This window comes from Fundidesulfovibrio butyratiphilus (assembly GCF_054657235.1).
The window spans coordinates 1,421,333-1,438,309 of the sequence record NZ_BAAHXA010000001.1; the positions used below are offsets into that span (position 1 = coordinate 1,421,333).

The 16,977-nt window shown below is 62.7% G+C and carries 11 protein-coding genes; 8 read left to right on the forward strand and 3 right to left on the reverse strand.

All coding sequences use genetic code 11. The features are described 5' to 3' along the window. Nucleotides 1-118 precede the first annotated feature (118 nt). The 3 genes from ACYQ01_RS06755 to ACYQ01_RS06765 form a co-directional block, all read right to left on the reverse strand. A complete protein-coding gene (locus ACYQ01_RS06755) occupies nt 119-715 on the reverse strand; it encodes an XTP/dITP diphosphatase (RefSeq protein ID WP_459933066.1) in 597 nt (198 codons plus the stop codon). After that, nucleotides 712-1,917, reverse strand: a complete 1,206-nt coding sequence (locus ACYQ01_RS06760) for a two-component system sensor histidine kinase NtrB (protein WP_459933067.1) — start codon at nt 1,915-1,917, stop codon at nt 712-714. The genes ACYQ01_RS06755 and ACYQ01_RS06760 overlap by 4 nt, the downstream gene beginning before the upstream one ends. Nucleotides 1,918-1,986: 69 nt before the next feature. Further along, the gene (locus ACYQ01_RS06765) at nt 1,987-4,251 is read right to left on the reverse strand and encodes a mechanosensitive ion channel family protein (RefSeq protein WP_459933068.1); all 2,265 of its coding nucleotides are present in this window, start codon (nt 4,249-4,251) and stop codon (nt 1,987-1,989) included. A 79-nt stretch (nt 4,252-4,330) separates the two neighbouring features. Between ACYQ01_RS06765 and rimO the strand changes: the two genes are divergently transcribed. The 8 genes from rimO to ACYQ01_RS06805 all read left to right on the forward strand — a co-directional run bounded on the left by rimO (nt 4,331) and on the right by ACYQ01_RS06805 (nt 16,731). Then, nucleotides 4,331-5,620 carry a 30S ribosomal protein S12 methylthiotransferase RimO gene (rimO, locus tag ACYQ01_RS06770; RefSeq protein WP_459933069.1) on the forward strand — a complete coding sequence of 430 codons (1,290 nt, stop codon included), beginning with the start codon at nt 4,331-4,333 and terminating at the stop codon, nt 5,618-5,620. A 344-nt stretch (nt 5,621-5,964) separates the two neighbouring features. Further along, on the forward strand, nt 5,965-7,695 hold the full coding sequence (locus tag ACYQ01_RS06775) for a 30S ribosomal protein S1 (RefSeq protein ID WP_459933070.1): 1,731 nt from the start codon (nt 5,965-5,967) through the stop codon (nt 7,693-7,695). Further along, on the forward strand, nt 7,682-8,611 hold the full coding sequence (gene sppA / locus ACYQ01_RS06780) for a signal peptide peptidase SppA (RefSeq protein ID WP_459933071.1): 930 nt from the start codon (nt 7,682-7,684) through the stop codon (nt 8,609-8,611). Before ACYQ01_RS06775 ends, sppA begins: the two co-directional genes overlap by 14 nt. 334 nt (nt 8,612-8,945) lie before the next feature. Beyond that, nucleotides 8,946-10,769, forward strand: coding sequence for a glutamine--fructose-6-phosphate transaminase (isomerizing) (gene glmS, locus ACYQ01_RS06785; RefSeq protein ID WP_459933072.1), 1,824 nt, complete (start codon nt 8,946-8,948; stop codon nt 10,767-10,769). Nucleotides 10,770-10,771: 2 nt separating this feature from the next. Continuing rightward, complete coding sequence (locus ACYQ01_RS06790) at nt 10,772-12,304, forward strand: N-acetylmuramoyl-L-alanine amidase (RefSeq protein WP_459933073.1); 1,533 nt, start codon at nt 10,772-10,774, stop codon at nt 12,302-12,304. A gap of 702 nt (nt 12,305-13,006) precedes the next feature. Continuing rightward, nucleotides 13,007-13,996, forward strand: coding sequence for a hypothetical protein (locus tag ACYQ01_RS06795; RefSeq protein ID WP_459933074.1), 990 nt, complete (start codon nt 13,007-13,009; stop codon nt 13,994-13,996). Between the two features lie 41 nt (nt 13,997-14,037). After that, on the forward strand, nt 14,038-14,373 hold the full coding sequence (locus tag ACYQ01_RS06800) for a hypothetical protein (protein ID WP_459933075.1): 336 nt from the start codon (nt 14,038-14,040) through the stop codon (nt 14,371-14,373). A gap of 546 nt (nt 14,374-14,919) precedes the next feature. Beyond that, the gene (locus ACYQ01_RS06805) at nt 14,920-16,731 is read left to right on the forward strand and encodes a bifunctional lysophospholipid acyltransferase family protein/GNAT family N-acetyltransferase (protein WP_459933076.1); all 1,812 of its coding nucleotides are present in this window, start codon (nt 14,920-14,922) and stop codon (nt 16,729-16,731) included. Nucleotides 16,732-16,977: the final 246 nt, after the last annotated feature.

Genomic DNA, 16,977 nt, shown 5'->3' on the forward strand with positions numbered 1-16,977 from the left:
CAAGACGCGCGGAATGCGCGGGGGCTGAAAGGCACAAAATTTTTTTCGGAGTCGTTTTCGGGACGGCGCCCCTGGCCACCGGAGGGTTCTTCGTTATTCCTCGCGCCCTTGCGCCCGCCTATCCCAGCACCTCGCTCCACCGCGCCAGCAGGCGGCCCAGGGCTTGGCCCCTGTGGCTCCGGGCGTTTTTTTCCTCGGGGGTAAGCTCGGCGGCGGTGCGGCCCGAGGCCGTGTCCACGAAGAGGGGATCGTAGCCAAAGCCGCCCTGTCCCTTGAGTTCGCGAGCGACCGCGCCTTCCCAGGCGCCTTCGGCCACGAGCTCGCGTCCGTCCGGTGCGCAGGCCGCCACCACCGAGACAAAGCGGCAGGTCCGCTTGCCGTCCGGCACGTCGGCCATGGCGGAGAGCAGTTTGGCGTTGTTGTCGGCGTCGGAGGCTTTTTCGCCGGCAAAACGGGCCGATCGCACGCCCGGCGCACCGCCCAGAGCGTCCACGGCCAGGCCGGAGTCGTCGGCCAGCGCCAGAAGTCCCGTGGCCTGGCGCACGGCCCGGGCCTTGAGCAAGGCGTTTTCGAGGAAGGTCTCTCCGGTTTCCTCGACCTCCCCCACCTCGGGGAAGGCGTCCAGGCCGACGATATCCAGGCCCATGCCCTCGGTGAGGGCGCGCAGCTCGCGCACTTTGCCCTGGTTGCGGGTGGCCAGAACCACTCGAATCATGCGTTCTCCTTTTCGGAATCGTTTCCGGCCCGCCAGATCGCGTCGTGCCTGGGCGGCGCCTTGGCCGCCGGCGCGGTCTCGCCCTCCACGGGCGGCAGAATAAGGCGAACCACGGTCCCCTTGCCGGGTATGCTTTCCAATTCCACCTCGCCGCCCAGGTCGTCGAGGATCTTCTTGGTCATGGCCAAGCCCAGGCCTGCGCCCTTGTCCTTGGTGGAAAAGAAGGGGTTGAACACTTGACCCAAGATATCCGGCGCAATGCCCGTCCCCGTGTCCTCGACCTCCAGAGCCACCATGTCGCGGCGGCGCAGGCAACGCACGGTGACACGCCCGCCCGAAGACATGGCCTCCAGGGAGTTCTTGAGCAGGTTGATCAGGCACTGTTTGACCAATTCCGGGTCGGCCCGGCCCAGCGGGAGGTCGGGGGCGGCCTCAAGGCTCACGGACACCCCCTTGTTTTCGAACCCCAGGTTCATGATGTCCAGGGTCTGACGGGCCAGAGCCGGTACGTCCACCTCGCCCTGTTCGCCCTGGGTGGGACGGGTGAAGTCGAAGAGCGTCTTGAGCACCTTGTCCAGCCGGTTGGACTCGGCCAGGATGATGCCCACCTTCTCCCGATCCCTGTCGCCCAGGTTGGAGCTGCGCAGCAGGGAGTTGGCGAAACCGGCGATGGCGAACAGGGGATTTCTGATCTCGTGGGAAATGTAGGTGGAAAGTTCCCCGATGGCGGCCAATTTTTCGGCCTGTTCCAGGCGGCGTTCCATGGCGGTGCGCAACGTGACGTCGTGACGCGCCACCAGGGTGTGGGTGATCCCGCCCTGGTCGTCGCACACCGGATAGACGTCGACCCGGAAGTAGCGCATGCGCCCCGAACCGTCCACCAGGGTTTGCACCTTGCCAAGCGGCGTCTCCACCGCGGACTCGGCCGGCGCGGACTCGGCCGACGCGTCCTTGCCTTTGGGCTGGGGGCAGGGACTGGGGGCGCACAGGGGCAATTCGCACACGTTTTCCAGGTCGGCCAGCACGTCGCAGCAGGGTTTGCCGATCCAGTCTTCCCTGCGGGCCGATGCCTGGTCCAAGGCGACCCGGTTCGCTTCGACCACGCGGCCTTCCCTGTCGAGCAGGATGTAGCCGTCGGGCAACAGGTCGAGGACCCGCACGAGCAGGCCCTGTTCGGCGCAACGGGAGGGGTGTTCTGTCATGTGGACCAATGTAGCGGTTTTCTCCAGGTTCCCCAAGGGGCCGCGAAGAGATATTTCGCGAACGTCCGCCTAGGAGGAAATGGCCAGCCCGTTTTCCCGAAAAAGGTGCTCCACTTTCAGGCGCACGTCCGAGCAGGTGCGCCCGGCGTTGTCCACGTCGTCGATCCAGAGAAGCAGCTTGAAGCGCAGGATTCCGCCCTCCCCGAACGCGGCGAAGACCACGCCGGGTTTGGGATCGACCAGCACGTGGGGATGGCTCTTGGCCGCCAGCAGCAGAAGGTCCTGCACCCTGACGGTATCGGCTCCGTAGGGCACGCTCACGTCCACGCTTCTGCGCACCCGCCGGTCGTGGTGGGACCAGTTGATGATCTTCTGGGCGATCAGTTCGGAGTTGGGCACGAAGAGCGTGGCGTTGTCCACGGTCTGCACCACGGTATTGCGGATGTTCACCCGAGTGACCACGCCCCAGATCTCGCCGATTTGCAGAGTGTCGCCCGCCTGGATGGAACGGCCGAAGAGCAGAATGAGCCCGCTGATGAAGTTGTTGATGATGTGCTGCATGCCAAAGCCGATGCCCACGGAAAGGCCGCCGGCCACAACCGCCAGGCTCGTGAAGTCGGCCCCCACCAGATAGAGGCTGGAAATGGCGAACCCGCCCCAAACCACGTAGGTGGAAATGGTGTCGAGCAGGTTGGCCACGCCCTTTTCCATTTCCGGGTGCGTGGAGGGCAATTGCAAGATCACGCTGTCCGCCAGCCGGGAAAGGGCCCTGGCCAGACAGAACCCCAACACGATAGCGGCCAGGCGTCCCAGGTCGATGCTCAGGTTGCCCCGACCCAGGTCGAAATCCAGCACGGCCGCGAAGGTGGCGAATCCCCCCAGGTTGGAGCACAGCCAGCCCGTGGCCAGGCCGAACATCACAATGCCCACGGCCGGCGGGGTCAGGCCTTCGCCCAGGGCGCACAACGCGGCCTGGGTGGAGCTTTCACGAGGTTTGTCCAGCCACCGGATGAGCAACTCGCTCGCCGCGATCCCGGTTTGCAGAAAAACCAGGATCAGAAACCACCCCATGGCCACGAGCAGGGTCAGATTCAGCCAGCCGAACAGGGCCGGAACCGCCAGAAGGGGCATGACCCAACCGCTCTGCTTGGCGACGGCCTCCACGGCGCTCGCGCTTGGGCCCCGGTAGCGGCGTTTGCTCCACAGGCCCAGGCCCAGCATGGCCACCACCCACAGGGTTCCCCGAAGGGCCTGGGGCAGCCAGGGCAGTTGCAGAAACACCGCGAGGGAAAACACCCACCAGGACATGACCACGGCGTTTTTGCCCTGCGCCTTCTCGCCCAACTGGAGCCCGCGCAGGAACCAGGCCAGACTGAGCATGGCCCTGGCCAGCAGAATTTCGGCCACGGCTCCGGTGACCGAGCGCACGAGCACGAATCCCGGCCCGGAAGCGGCCCAACTCACCGCCGCCGCCAGGCTGGCCCACACCAGGCACGCCATGGGGCGCGAAACCGGCGCGAGCCACGGCAGACGCGAACGCAGCCGGCGCAGCGCCAGGTATCCGGCTCCGATAAGGACCACGGAAAGCCCCACGAGACGCCACAAGGCACCCAGCAGCTTCTCGCGGCCACTGTCGAACAGGTTGGTGTACATGACCAGGAACTTGGGCAGATCGGACAGACGTTGCACCGCGTCCGTCCAGGCCTGGACCGAGATCAGACTCCGGCCCGAAGCCAGGTAGTAGTCGTGCCGGGCCTTGGGCAGGCGGTCGCTTATCCCCTTGGCCGAGCGGGCGATGGCGTTTTCCAGGTCCCGCGTCGGTCCCAGACCCTGGTCCAGGACGGTCTTGGCCCGGGCCAGCTTGACCTTGAGCTTGCGCAGGTCGCCCAACAGGTCCGCCAGGGACTTGGCCAACTCCGGCGAGGGGGCCTCGGCCGCCTGGGGGGTGAATTCGGTTTCGAGCTCGCCCAGTCGGTCCTGAAAGCGCTTGAACTCGGCCGCGGCTTGCCGAAGCGGACCGCCGGCCTGCCCCACCTGGCCGGACAGAATGTCCAGCCCGGCCACCACGGAGTTCAGCTCCAGCGGATTCGATCCGCTCACCTTGGCCAACATCAGGAGTTCGTCGAGCTTTTTGCGCTGGGTGGCGACATCCTGCCGGACCTGTTTGACCAAGGGGTTCATGGCCTGAATCACCCCGTCCACGTAGTCGCTTATGTACTCAAGCTCCTCGAAGTCCTTCTGGAGCATGAGTTTCCAGGTGTCGTCGTCGGCGCGGGCGAACGAGGAGAACAGGACCAAAAAGAGGAGTGCGACGGCAAGCGGACGCTTTGTCATGGCGAGAAGACCTCTCACGACGGGATTTGTCTTTGCGGACAATGCTGATACTCTTTCGACGCGAGGGAAGCAAACACTCATGAACATACCCGTCCATACCGTTTCGCTGGGCTGTCCCAAGAACCTGACCGACACCGAGGCCATGCTCGGCGCGCTGCCGGGAACCCCGGTCCCCGTGGACTCGCCGAGCCAGGCCCGGCTCGTTCTGGTCAACACGTGCGGGTTCATCCGTCCGGCCGTGGAGGAATCCCTGGCCGCCGTGTTCGAAGCCATCGCCGACGCCTCCAAGGCTTCGCCCAGGCCGCTGGTGGCGGTGACGGGCTGCCTGGTCAGCCGCTACGGGGCCGAATTGGCCGCCGAAATCCCCGAGGTGGACCTGTGGCTCTCCACCCGCGAACTGCACCTGTGGCCCGAACGCATCGCCCAGGCTCTGGGCCTGACCCCCTGCGGCCCGGGCCGGCTCTATTCCACCCCGCCCTCCTACGCCTACCTCAAGATCAGCGAGGGGTGCCGGCACCGTTGCCGCTTCTGCACCATTCCCTCCATACGGGGCCGGCTCAAGAGTTCGCCGGAGGAGGAGCTGGTCCGCCAAGCCGAACACGCCCTGGCCACGGGCCGCAAGGAACTCATCCTCGTGGCCCAGGACCTGACCGCCTACGGCCAAGACATGGACCCCAAGCGGTCTTTGGCTTCCCTGCTCGAAAAGCTGCTCCCCCTGTCGGGACTGTCCCGGCTGCGCCTGCTCTACCTGTATCCGGCGGGCATCACCAAGGCCCTGCTGGACTTTCTGAAGCAGGCCGGTCCCGCTTTCGTTCCCTATTTCGACGTGCCCCTGCAACACGCCCACCCCGACGTGCTGGCCGCCATGGGCCGACCTTTCGCCAAGGACCCCAGGCTGGTCCTGGACCGCATCCGCGACGCCTTTCCCGAGGCGGCGGTGCGCACGAGCCTGATCGTGGGCTATCCCGGAGAAACCCGCCGGCATTTCAAATTCCTGCTCGATTTCGTGCGCCAGGCGCGCTTCCAGCACCTGGGCGTTTTCGCCTACCAGGCCGAGGAAGGCACGCCCGCGGCCACGTTGCCCCGACAGGTCCGCCCGGCCGAACGCCGCGCCCGGCGCGAGGAGCTTATGGCCGCGCAGTCCGAACTTTCGGCCGACTGGCTGGCCGGGTTCGAAGGCCGGGAACTCGACGTCCTGGTGGACGCTCCCCACCCGGAATGGCCCGGCCTGCACGTGGGACGAGCCTGGTTCCAGGCCCCGGACGTGGACGGAGTGACCTACGTGTCCGGCCCCGGCGTGGCGCCCGGAGCGTTGGTCCGGGCCCAGGTGGAGGAGGCCAAGACCTACGACCTGGTGGCCCTGGCCTGAAGCCCGGATCGAGACCCGAAGCGCCTGACGGCCGATATTCGTTTTCGCGTCGCACACCCGGCATGGACGCGCCGAACCGGCTGTGCGCAAGTCGTCCGACACTTGTGCGCGGGAACGCTTTCGTCACTGGATCGACACGGAAACGTTCCTTTTTGCGCCTTCCCGGCAAGACCCTCCAAAGGCTCCGTCAACCCTGCGTTTCATGTTTTTCTTATCCGTAAAACGTCTCAAATACTTGCGAAAAGGCGTGCGTATTGGCTTTTGCGGGTTGTCAAAAACGCCTGAGTCTGTTAGGGAGCGAAATCCTTTTCGAGGGAATATCCTGTTGGAGGTCAACAAAACCTATGGACAACTCTCAAGACCAGTCTCAACTTTCTAACGCCGCTGACATGGAGGTCAACTTCGAAGCAGCCCTGGAGAACTATCTCAACGAAGACTTCGGGGACTTGGAAGAAGGCATCATCACCAAAGGCGTGGTGGTCCGTGTGGGCAAAGAGCACATCCTCGTCGATGTGAACTTCAAGTCCGAAGGCCAGATCCCGGTGTCCGAATTCACGGACCCCGAGGGCAACGTGGCCGTCAACGTGGGCGACGAAATCGACGTCTACGTTGTGGGCAAGAACGAGTCCGAGGGCACCATCCAGCTCTCGCGCGACCGCGCCAAGCGCATGCAGCTTTTCGACAAGCTCGAAGACCTGCAGGCCAGGGACGACATCATCACGGGCCGCATCCTTCGGCGCATCAAGGGCGGCTACACCGTGGACCTGGGTGGAGTCGAAGCCTTTTTGCCCGGCTCCCACGTCGACCTGCGCCCCGTGCCCGACATGGACGCCCTGGTGGGCAAGGAATTCGAATTCCGCGTCCTCAAGATCAACCGTCGCCGCTCCAATGTCATCGTCTCCCGTCGCGTGCTGCTCGAAGAGCGCCGCGAATCCATGCGCCGTGACCTCCTCACCACCCTCGAAGAAGGTCAGACCGTGAAAGGCCGTGTGAAAAACATCACCGAATACGGCGTGTTCGTCGACCTGGGCGGACTCGACGGCCTCATGCACATCACCGACATGTCCTGGAAGCGCATCAAGCATCCCAAGGAAATGGTCGCCCTGGGAGACGAGCTCACCTTGAAGGTGCTCTCCTTCGACAAGGAGAAGCAGAAGGTGTCGCTCGGCATGAAGCAACTCACCGACGATCCCTGGCAGAACATCGCGGGCAAGTACCCCGTCGAACAGCACCTCACCGGCAAGGTTACCAACCTGGTCGACTACGGTGCGTTCGTGGAGCTCGAGCCCGGAGTCGAGGGTCTGGTGCACATCTCCGAGATGAGCTGGACCCGCAAACTGCGCCACCCGTCCCAGATGGTCCACGTGGGCGACGAGGTCGAAGTGGTGGTGCTTGGCGTCGACCAGGAGAAGAAGCGCATCTCCCTGGGCATGAAGCAGGTCAAGCCCAACCCCTGGGATCTCGTGGCCGAAAAATATCCTGAAGGCGCCGTGCTCGAAGGCACCGTCAAGAACATCACCGAATTCGGCATCTTCATCGGCATCGAAGACGGCATCGACGGCCTCATTCACGTCTCCGACATCTCCTGGACCAAGAAGGTCCGCCATCCCGGCGAGATGTACAAGGTGGGCGACGTGGTGCGCGCCAAGGTGCTCACCGTCGACAAGCAGAACGAAAAGTTCACCCTGGGCATCAAGCAGCTTGCCGACGATCCCTGGCACAACGTGCCCGCCAGCTACCCCGTTGGCGCCACCGTCAAGGGTCTGGTGACCAACATCACCGACTTCGGCCTCTTCGTCGAGGTCGAGGAAGGCATCGAAGGCCTGGTGCACGTCTCCGAAATCAGCCGCAAGAAGGTCAAGACCCCGGCCGAACTCTACAAGGAAGGCGACACCATCGAAGCCCGCGTCATCCACGTGAGCGCCGACGAACGCCGCCTGGGGCTTTCCATCAAGGCCCTCAAGGACGAAGAAGACAAGCGCAAGGCCAAGGACTACCGTTCCTCCGGCCCCGAGGTCGGCTCCAACCTGGGCGACCTGCTGCGCCAGAAGCAAGAAGAGGATGCTCAACAGTAATCAAACGCCGCCGAAACTCGGTTTCCGGCAGCGCCATCCGGTGCTGTTCCTCTTCGGCATACTCATTACGGCCATGGCCCTCTCCACGGGGGCCTTGGCCTTTTTTTCCTCGTCCTCCACTTCGTGGGACGAAGAAGTCCTTGCCTGGCCGGATTCCGAAAAACTCGGCGTGGTCTATGTTGAAGGCGCCATCGAAAATTCCGAACGCATGGTCGCCTTTCTGCGCAAATTGCGCAAAAACGACAAGGTCAAGGGCGTGCTGTTGCGCGTGAACTCCCCGGGCGGCGCCTTCGGCCCATCCCAGGAAATCAACCGCGCCGTGGCCCGCCTGGCCGCCAAAAAACCCGTGGTCGCCTCGTTCGGTTCCGTGGCCGCCTCGGGCGGCTACTACGTAGCCTGCCCGGCCAAGGTCATCTACGCCCTGCCCGGCACCCTGACCGGCTCCATCGGCGTGCGCAGCCAGTACACCACGGTCACCGGACTCACCGAAAAGATCGGCCTGACCTTTCACAACTTCGCCACCGGCAAGCTCAAGGACGCCGGGTCGCCCTACCGGCCCATGACCGAAGAGGACAAGGTCTACATCGAAAACCTGATCGGCCAGCTCCACGCCCTCTTTGTGGGCGACGTGGCGGGGGCCCGCAAGCTCGATCCGTCCAAGATCGACGCCCTGCAAGGCCGCGCCCTCACCGGAGCCGCCGCCAAGGAAGCCGGGTTGGTGGACAAGATCGGCGGCCAGGAAGACGCCCTGGACGAGCTCAAGAGACTCACCGGCGTGACCAAGAAAAACCCCTCGCTCATCAAAGGCCCCAAGAAAGAGACCTCCACCTGGGAGGAACTCATGAGCAAGCTCGGCGTGGCCTTCATCAACGGCATGCGCTCGGCCCAACCCGACAGCACGCCCCGGGCCGAATAGGAACCAAAAGAAGGCGGAGCGAAGAAGCCTCCGGAGGCCGGGAGGGAACGAATTCCCCCCGGCTCCCCGAATGGGTCCGCAAGGCGCAGGAACGAGCCGGACGCAGAGACAGGCCCTGTTTTTTCCCCGCGCCCCCGCGCCGGACCAGATTTTCGCGCCGACATCGGCTTCCCGCAGGCAACCGGGGCGATCCGAGGCGGTGCCCCCTCGAACCGCCGGAGGCATTTCTTCCCCTCCCCGCGCCGTCTAAACATTTGATAACTTGACACACGCCGCCTTTTTCGGAAACTGCCCCGGATACGGACCGTCAATCCTGCAACCAAAGGACCCCTGCATGTGCGGCATCATCGGCTACAGCGGACATCGTCCGGCTGTCCCCGTACTTATCGAAGGCCTCAAACGCCTGGAATATCGCGGTTACGATTCGGCCGGTTTGGCCTTTGTCCAGCAGCGCGAACTGACCGTGGTTCGCAGCGAAGGAAAACTCGTCAATCTGGAAAACAAACTGGCCACCCTTCCCGCCTACACGCCCACCACCGGCATGGGGCACACCCGCTGGGCCACCCACGGCCTGCCCGTTGAACGCAACGCCCACCCCCACAAGGACTGGCGCGGGCGCTTGGCCGTAATCCACAACGGCATCATCGAAAATTATCAGGAACTGCGCGACGAACTCAAGGCCCAGGGCGTCCCCTTCGCCTCCGAGACCGATACCGAAGTGCTGGCCCACCTGATCGGCAAGAATCTGGAGGCCGGGGACAAGCTCGACCAGGCCATCTCCAAGGCCCTGGGGCGAGTGGAAGGCTCCTACGCGGTGTGCGTGATTTCCCTGGACCATCCGGGCGTGCTGTACGGCGCGCGCCAGGCTTCGCCCCTGGTGCTCGGCTGCGGGGTGGGAGAAAACTTCCTCGCTTCGGACATTCCGGCCTTTCTGCCCTACACCCGCGAAGTGGTCTTTCTCGAAGACGGCGAAATGGTGCGCATCGACGCCAATTCCTGGCAAGTCATGAACACCGCCACCCTGGCCCCCATCGAAAAGACCGTGCAGCACATCACCTGGGACGTGCAGGCGGCGCAAAAGGGCGGCTACAAGCATTTCATGCTCAAGGAAATCTTCGAACAGCCCCGGGTCATCACCGACTGCCTGACCGGGCGCGTGGATTCGACTTCCATGCGGGCCAGGCTGCCCGAACTGGAAGGCACACCCGCTCCCCAGCGCCTGCATATCGTGGCCTGCGGCACCTCCTACCACGCCGGGCTGTGGGGGATGTACCTGCTGGAATCCTGGGCCAAGATTCCCACCCGGGTGGAAATCGCCTCGGAACTGCGCTACCGCGACCCCATCCTGGGGCCGGACGACACGGTCCTGGTCATTTCCCAGTCCGGGGAAACGGCCGACACGTTGGCCGGCATCAAGCTGGCCCGCCAGCGCGGAGCACGGGTCATCGGCCTGTGCAACGTGGTGGGCTCCACGGTGTCGCGCGACTGCGACCAGGTGATCTACACCCAGGCCGGACCGGAAATTTCCGTGGCCTCCACCAAGGCCATGTGCTCGCAACTGGCGCTTCTGACCCTGCTCGCCCTGCATTGGGGACAGCAAAAAGGCGTGCTTGAAGCCGGCGTCCAGTCCGAATGCGTGCGCGCCCTGTTGCGTCTGCCCGACATTCTGGCGGCCGAACTGCCGCGCATGCGGGTCAAGGCGGCCGAGCTGGCGCGCACCTACTCCGAAGCGCGCAGCTTTCTCTACCTGGGGCGCGGACCGGCCTATCCCCTGGCCCTGGAAGGCGCGCTCAAACTCAAGGAAATCAGCTATATCCACGCCGAGGGCTACGCTTCCGGCGAGATGAAGCACGGTCCCATCGCGCTTATCGACCCCAAATTCCCCACCTTCGCCCTGGCCCCCGGGGACGAACTCTTCCCCAAGGTGAAGTCCAACCTCGAAGAAGTCCAGGCCAGGGGCGGCAAGATCATCGCCCTGACCAACGCCGGGCTGGACCTGCGGGTCGACCACCCCTGGGAGATTCCCAGCGTGTTCGGCCCCATGAACACCTTCCTCATGTTGCCGGCGCTCCAACTCTTCGCCTACGAAATGGCCGACTATCTGGGCAAGGACGTGGACCAGCCCCGCAACCTGGCCAAAAGCGTCACCGTGGAGTAGCCGTGCGCCAAGGTCTGCTGGTTTTTCTCTGTATCTGCCTGACGGCGTGCCTGCTCCTGGGGCGCGCCGAACAGGCGGTTTCGGCATCGTCCAGCGATCAGACCAAATCGAAACGAGCGCGCAACGGCAAGTCCTCGACCAAGAAATCGAGCAACAAGAAATCAGAACGCAAAAAGGCGGACAAAAAGGAACCCAGCGACAAGAAATCGCGCACGCGCGCGCCCTCCAACACACGCAACGCGTCCAAAACGAAGAGCCCACGCACGAAAGCTTCCCCTCCCGCGGACCAGGACCAGCGAAAAGCCCTCTCCGCGTTGACCCTGATAAAACGGGTGGAACAGGTCTCGGGGAAAGATTATTCGCGCATAGTGGTCAGCCTTTCCGGCGAAACGCCGTACCACTACCAATTGCTGCCGCCGGACCCCAAATCGGGCAACGTGCGCCGCATCTACGTGGACATTGAGGACAGCCGCCTCTCGCCCCGGGTGCCTTCGAACCTGAAGGTCTCCTCGGGCCTGATGCGCCGGGTGCGCGTGTCGCCCTTCAAGCCCGGAGTGATCCGGGTGGTGGTGGAGGTGGAAAACCTGCGTTCCTGGAAGGTCTTCACCCTGCAGGACCCGTTTCGCGTGGTGGTGGATGTGCAGGGGGAGGAGACCAAGGCCGCCTCCACGTCCAAGCGGAGCCGCAGGTCCAAGGGACAAAGCCCCGCCAAACAGGAAGCCGAGGACAAGGCCGAAGCCGCCCAGGCGGAGGTCTGCGCCCAGGCCGAGAAAAAGCGGGCCGCCAACCCGCGCTACAAGCTGCCCCCGGCCTGCCGCAAGATGGCCAAGAAGCTTGTGGAGCAGTTGGGCCTGACCGTGAGCACCGTGATGGTGGACGCGGGCCATGGCGGCAAGGACCCCGGCGCCCAGGGCAAGAATGGACTCAGGGAAAAAAACGTGGTGTTGCGCCTGGCCAAAATGGTGGGCGATCGCCTGTCCCGAGCCGGAATCACCGTGCTCTACACGCGTACGGCCGACCGGTTCGTGCCCCTGGAAAACCGCACGGGCATGGCCAACGCCAGGAAAGCGGATCTTTTTCTTTCCATCCACTGCAACGCCAGCCCCGACCCCACCGCCCACGGGCTGGAGACCTATTCCCTCAACCTGGCCACCACGGCCGAGGAAGTCCGCGTGGCGGCCAGAGAAAACGCCGTGGACCCCAAACGCATCTCGGACATGCGCGACTTGCTGGCCGATCTCATGCTCACCTCGCGACTCAAGGAATCGCGCGATTTCGCCCGCTCCACCCATCAGGGCGCGGTCACCGAGGCCAAAAAGAACGGCCTCCAGCGCGACCGGGGCCTGCATGAAGCCCCCTTCTACGTGCTCATGGGGGCCAACATGCCCGCCGTGCTCGTCGAGGTGGGCTATATCACCAACCCCGCCGAAGCGGAAAAACTCAACTCCCGCCCCTACCTGGAAAAACTCGCCGAAGGCATCGCCGACGGCGTGCTGGCCTACAAGGCCAAACTCGATCACAAGACCGGGGGGTAGCCCGACGCCGCGCCCGCGGCAATTCTCCCCGCGATCCTTCCCACCCGGTGCCGCCGCGTAGACGCGTTGCCTCCCCGACCGCTCATGACAGCCTGTTGAACTATCCTCTTGCTGGCTGAGTTGCTGCGAAAAACGCAACCCCTCAACGGATGCCAACTCCCCTTCGAGCGTGACTCTTTTGCGCGCCTTGCCAGCAAATGTTTTGAACAGGCTGCATAAATCGCCTGTTCCAACGGACTGATGAGGCTGGTCGTTTCGCATGTTCCCGACAAGGACACACAATACTCCCCCCTTCGTCACGGACCCTCCAGATTCTATAGAAAACAACTTCTGAACGAATCAGAGATACCGAAACTCACACTATTCGTGATGGAGTATTTATTCCTTGGAATTCCAGTGCAATACCACGCGAACTATCGTGCCTGGCAACACATTTCAACGCAGTATTTGAAATCAATATTGACAAAAACAAAATTTACCGACTAGTGATGAAATACTCTAACAAGTAAAACGAACCAATTGAGTTGGCGAAAGAAAACAGAGTCATTTCAGACAAATATTCATGACCATGCCCACTGACAGGGGAGACGCTATAGCACAGGGCCCAACGCGATCGAACAAATCGTCCAACGCGCCGTCATTTTGACAAGGGAGCCAGGCCTCGACATCTTGAAGACGCACACACAGGAGGAGGTTAAGCCGATGAAATCACAAAGCAAGTATCACATTAAACTGAAAGGTGTCCTTCTTGTCGCCTGCCTTCTTGCCGCCACCTTGTCCGGGTGCGCGTCAAGCAGGATCACCGCCGCGGCAAACATGGGGGCCACGGGGAAAACCTCTACACTGCAAGCAAAAAATGCAATCCTCGTAACTGCCGACGAATTCAACAAGACGGAAGTCAGCATCAAGTTCCTCTACGGCCAATCAACAAACACCGCCACGAGAGCGGATGTCGATAAAGACATAGAGAAGCTTGCGGCCTCCTACAAGGAACTTGCGCAACGGGCCGCCGTATTCGATAAGCTTGGCGAAACGTATACGGCGTTCACCGCACTGTGCGCTTACGATGCGTCAACGCAGTTCCAGACGGCAACCGAAGGCGCGATGACCTCAGTGAATCTGTATGCAACACTTATCAAAAAGGAAGTTCCGTTCACAGACACGGCTATCAAGGCCGGATCCTTCGCTGGAGGACTGCTTGCATCCGAGATACAGCTCATGCAGATCAAGGCTTCAAGCAGACGTATCGTTACAATATTGAAGGCCATGCACACCCTGCTTTCAGACAAGAACGTCAGGGAAGAATATGTCACTGCGGCAAAGGTTTTTGCGGCGAAGCGGTATGCCGCGACGCAATCGCTCTTCGAAATCGGAGCGCTTGATTGCAGCCCTCTCTTGAACGATCTCATATGCGACAACTACTTCACTCTCAAGAAGGACTTCAAGCCCGTTGGTTTACAAAAGGAAATGATGCAAAATGGTATCAGAGCGGCACTCGAGTTTCTCTCTGCGAGAAAACTCGCATCAATTGATGACAGCTATAACACCTGCCTCGATCTTTTGCAGCAACTCATTACCGCCCACGAAGAGTTCAATTCCGGCAAGACGCTCAATCTCGCCGCTATCAATGCGTTGGCCGCAAACCTTCAACAATTTGTAAAAATCTTAAGCGAATCCAAGACAACAAGCTAGCAACTGCACGCACCGTGTAATATTCAACCGAGGAGGAACACATGACTGATCTTACCTCTGAATCGCTTACCGCCTTGAGCCAGGCCGACATAGAAACAACACTTGCGTTGCCGCTCGCCCTGTCGAAATGCACGACTCAGGACGAGGTGAACAAATTGATTGCGATCCAGGTCCAAATCCACACGAAGTATGTGGATCGCCTTTACAAAAGGCTGAGCGAAAGCGACAGCAAGGTCAAACAGGCGATACGCGACCTGGAAGCGGAAACGGAGCGACTCAAGCGAAACAAGTCGAATCTGGAAAGTGCCGAAAAATATATCGAGGCTTTTTCCAAGATTCTCTCTCTCATCATCGCCATCGCCCCGTTTATCCTCTAACAGCCTGTTGAAAGATTCTTGCTGGCTGCGTTGCTGCGAAAAACAAGCAAACCCTCAACGGATGCCAACTCCGCATCAGAATTGACTTTTTCTCGGGCCTTGCCAGCTAGTTTTTTGAACAGGCTGCAAGAAGCGACTGTTTCAACGGGCTGCTACAGCGCCTGCGAGCTGCGAAAACGCGGCAGGTTTCCGCAGCTCCTCGGCACGCCTCCCTCTTTGCAAACGGCACCACCCGCTCCGCCCGGTCAAATCTGACCGGGCGGAGCACCGCGGCGCTCGCCCCCGTGCTGGACAGCCCCGTGCCGCGCCTTTCTGGCCACGCCGCTTCACGCACGTCAGCTCTTCACGCACACGGAGTCCGTTTCGAATGTGATTGTCCGCTCCCTGGCCGGGCATTGTTCACCCGCTCCTCCCGTACCCCGTGCGCCAAGCGCCTGAACGCGGGTGGCGCCGTTTCCACTCCCAAAACGGTCACACATCCTTCACTCCACGGCGACATGGCCCGGCTATTTCCTCGAATCAGACATCGCTTGCGAGGAGGGCGTCGTGAACAATCCGCAAAGAAGCCAAGTCTTCGCCTTGAGACCTCCCACAAAGAACGTGCTGGCCAAGGCCGTGCTCCAGGCCGTGACCAAACCCGTTTCCAGGCTGCTCGCCCTGGACGGCCTCGACCGACGCTACCAGAACATCGCCCCGGAATGCACAGGCCGGGATTTTCTGCGCGAGGTCATGCGCATCTACTCCCTGGGGGTGCGCGTCAGCCCCCTTGAATTGGAACGCATTCCCAAAACCGGCCCCGTGGTCGTGGTCGCCAACCATCCCTTCGGCGGGGTGGAAGGCGTCATCCTGGCCGACATGCTGCTGGGGGTGCGTCCGGACGTGAAAATACTGGCCAACTCCCTGCTTGGACGCATCGGGGAACTGGCCAACCTCTTTATCCTGGTCAACCCCTTCGGCGGGTCCGGGGCCACGCGCACCAACATCGCGCCCCTCAAGCAGAGCCTGGGCTGGCTGCGTTCCGGCGGACTGCTCGGGGCTTTCCCCGCCGGCGAAGTGGCTTCCTTCGACCTGCGCCGGGGACGGGTGGCCGACGCGCCCTGGAGCCCCAACGTGGCCCGGCTCATCCGCAAGACCGGGGCCACCGTGGTGCCGGTGCATTTCCACGGAAACAACGGTCCCATGTTCCATCTGGCGGGGCTCATCCATCCCAGGCTGCGCACCGCGCTCTTGCCCCGCGAGTTCGTCAACAAGGCCAAAAAGACCCTGGATGTGCGCATCGGCGCGCCCATTCCCGCCGCCAAGCTGGCCGGACTGGACGATGACGCCGTCAGCCAGCGCCTGCGCCTGCGTGTGGAGATGCTCGGACGCGCGCCGTCCAAATCCCGCCTGCGCCGCTGGCTTCCCGTCGTGGGCCGCACGCGCCGGGAGTCGCTCATTGCTCCGACGGCTCCCGGGCTGCTGGCCGCCGAGGTCGCCGCCCTGCCCGCCGCCTGCCTGCTTTTGGAAAATGGCGAATACAGCGTGTTCGAGGCCTCGGCCGGGCAGATTCCCCTGGTGTTGCGCGAAATCGGCCGTCTGCGCGAGCTGTCGTTTCGCAAGGTGGGAGAAGGCACGGGCAAGGCCTGCGACCTGGACGCGTTCGACCATCACTATTCCCACTTGTTTCTCTGGAATCGACGCACGAGCGAGGTGGTCGGCGCCTATCGCCTGGGACGTACCGACGAAATCGTGAACCGGCTGGGATCGGGCGGGCTCTACGTGTCCACCCTGTTTCGGCTCAAGGGCGCCTTCCTGCGCGAACTCGGTCCCGCCCTGGAGATGGGCCGGTCCTTTGTGCGTCCCGAATACCAAAGAAGCTACAACGCCCTGCTTCTGCTCTGGAAGGGCATCGGCGCCGTGGTGGCCAGGCAGCCCCGGTATCGCACGCTCTTTGGACCGGTGAGCGTGACCGGGCAGTACCAGCTTTCCTCGCGCCAACTCATCGCCCGCTATTTCGAAGGGTTGGGCGAACTGCCCGCCCTCTCCCGCCTGGTGCGGCCGCGCAAACCCCTGCGCGGCGGCCGCTGGCTGGGCGGGGCGGCCCGCACCCTGTGCCAGGACGCGGAAAGCCTCTCCGAACTGGTCAGCGACCTGGAGCCGGACAAGTCCGGCCTGCCGGTACTCATGCGCCAGTATCTCAAGATGGGCGGCAAGCTCCTGGCCTTCAACGTGGACAAGGACTTCAGCGACGCCCTGGATGGCCTGGTCGTGGTGGACCTGATGAACACCGACTCCAGGATGCTGGAACGCTACATGGGCAAGGCCGGTGTGGCCGCCTTTCGCGCCTACCACGACGAAACGCTCCGCAAGAGCGCGTGACAACGCGCTGACGTCAAAGAGCCGACGAAAACCGCGACAATCGGACGCGGAGGCGTCGTTGCCTTCGCGCAAAACGGCGGGCGGTCGAAATTTCGACCGCCCGCCGACCGGTTTTCTGCAAACGTTCCCCCCGTCCGACCGCACGGCAACGTCCGTATCCCCCGGGCTCGCCGCTTTTCCCCGAGGCACAGACCAAAGCCCGTCGGCCATGGCACATTGCTTGCTTTTTCAACCAGTCGGCAACAA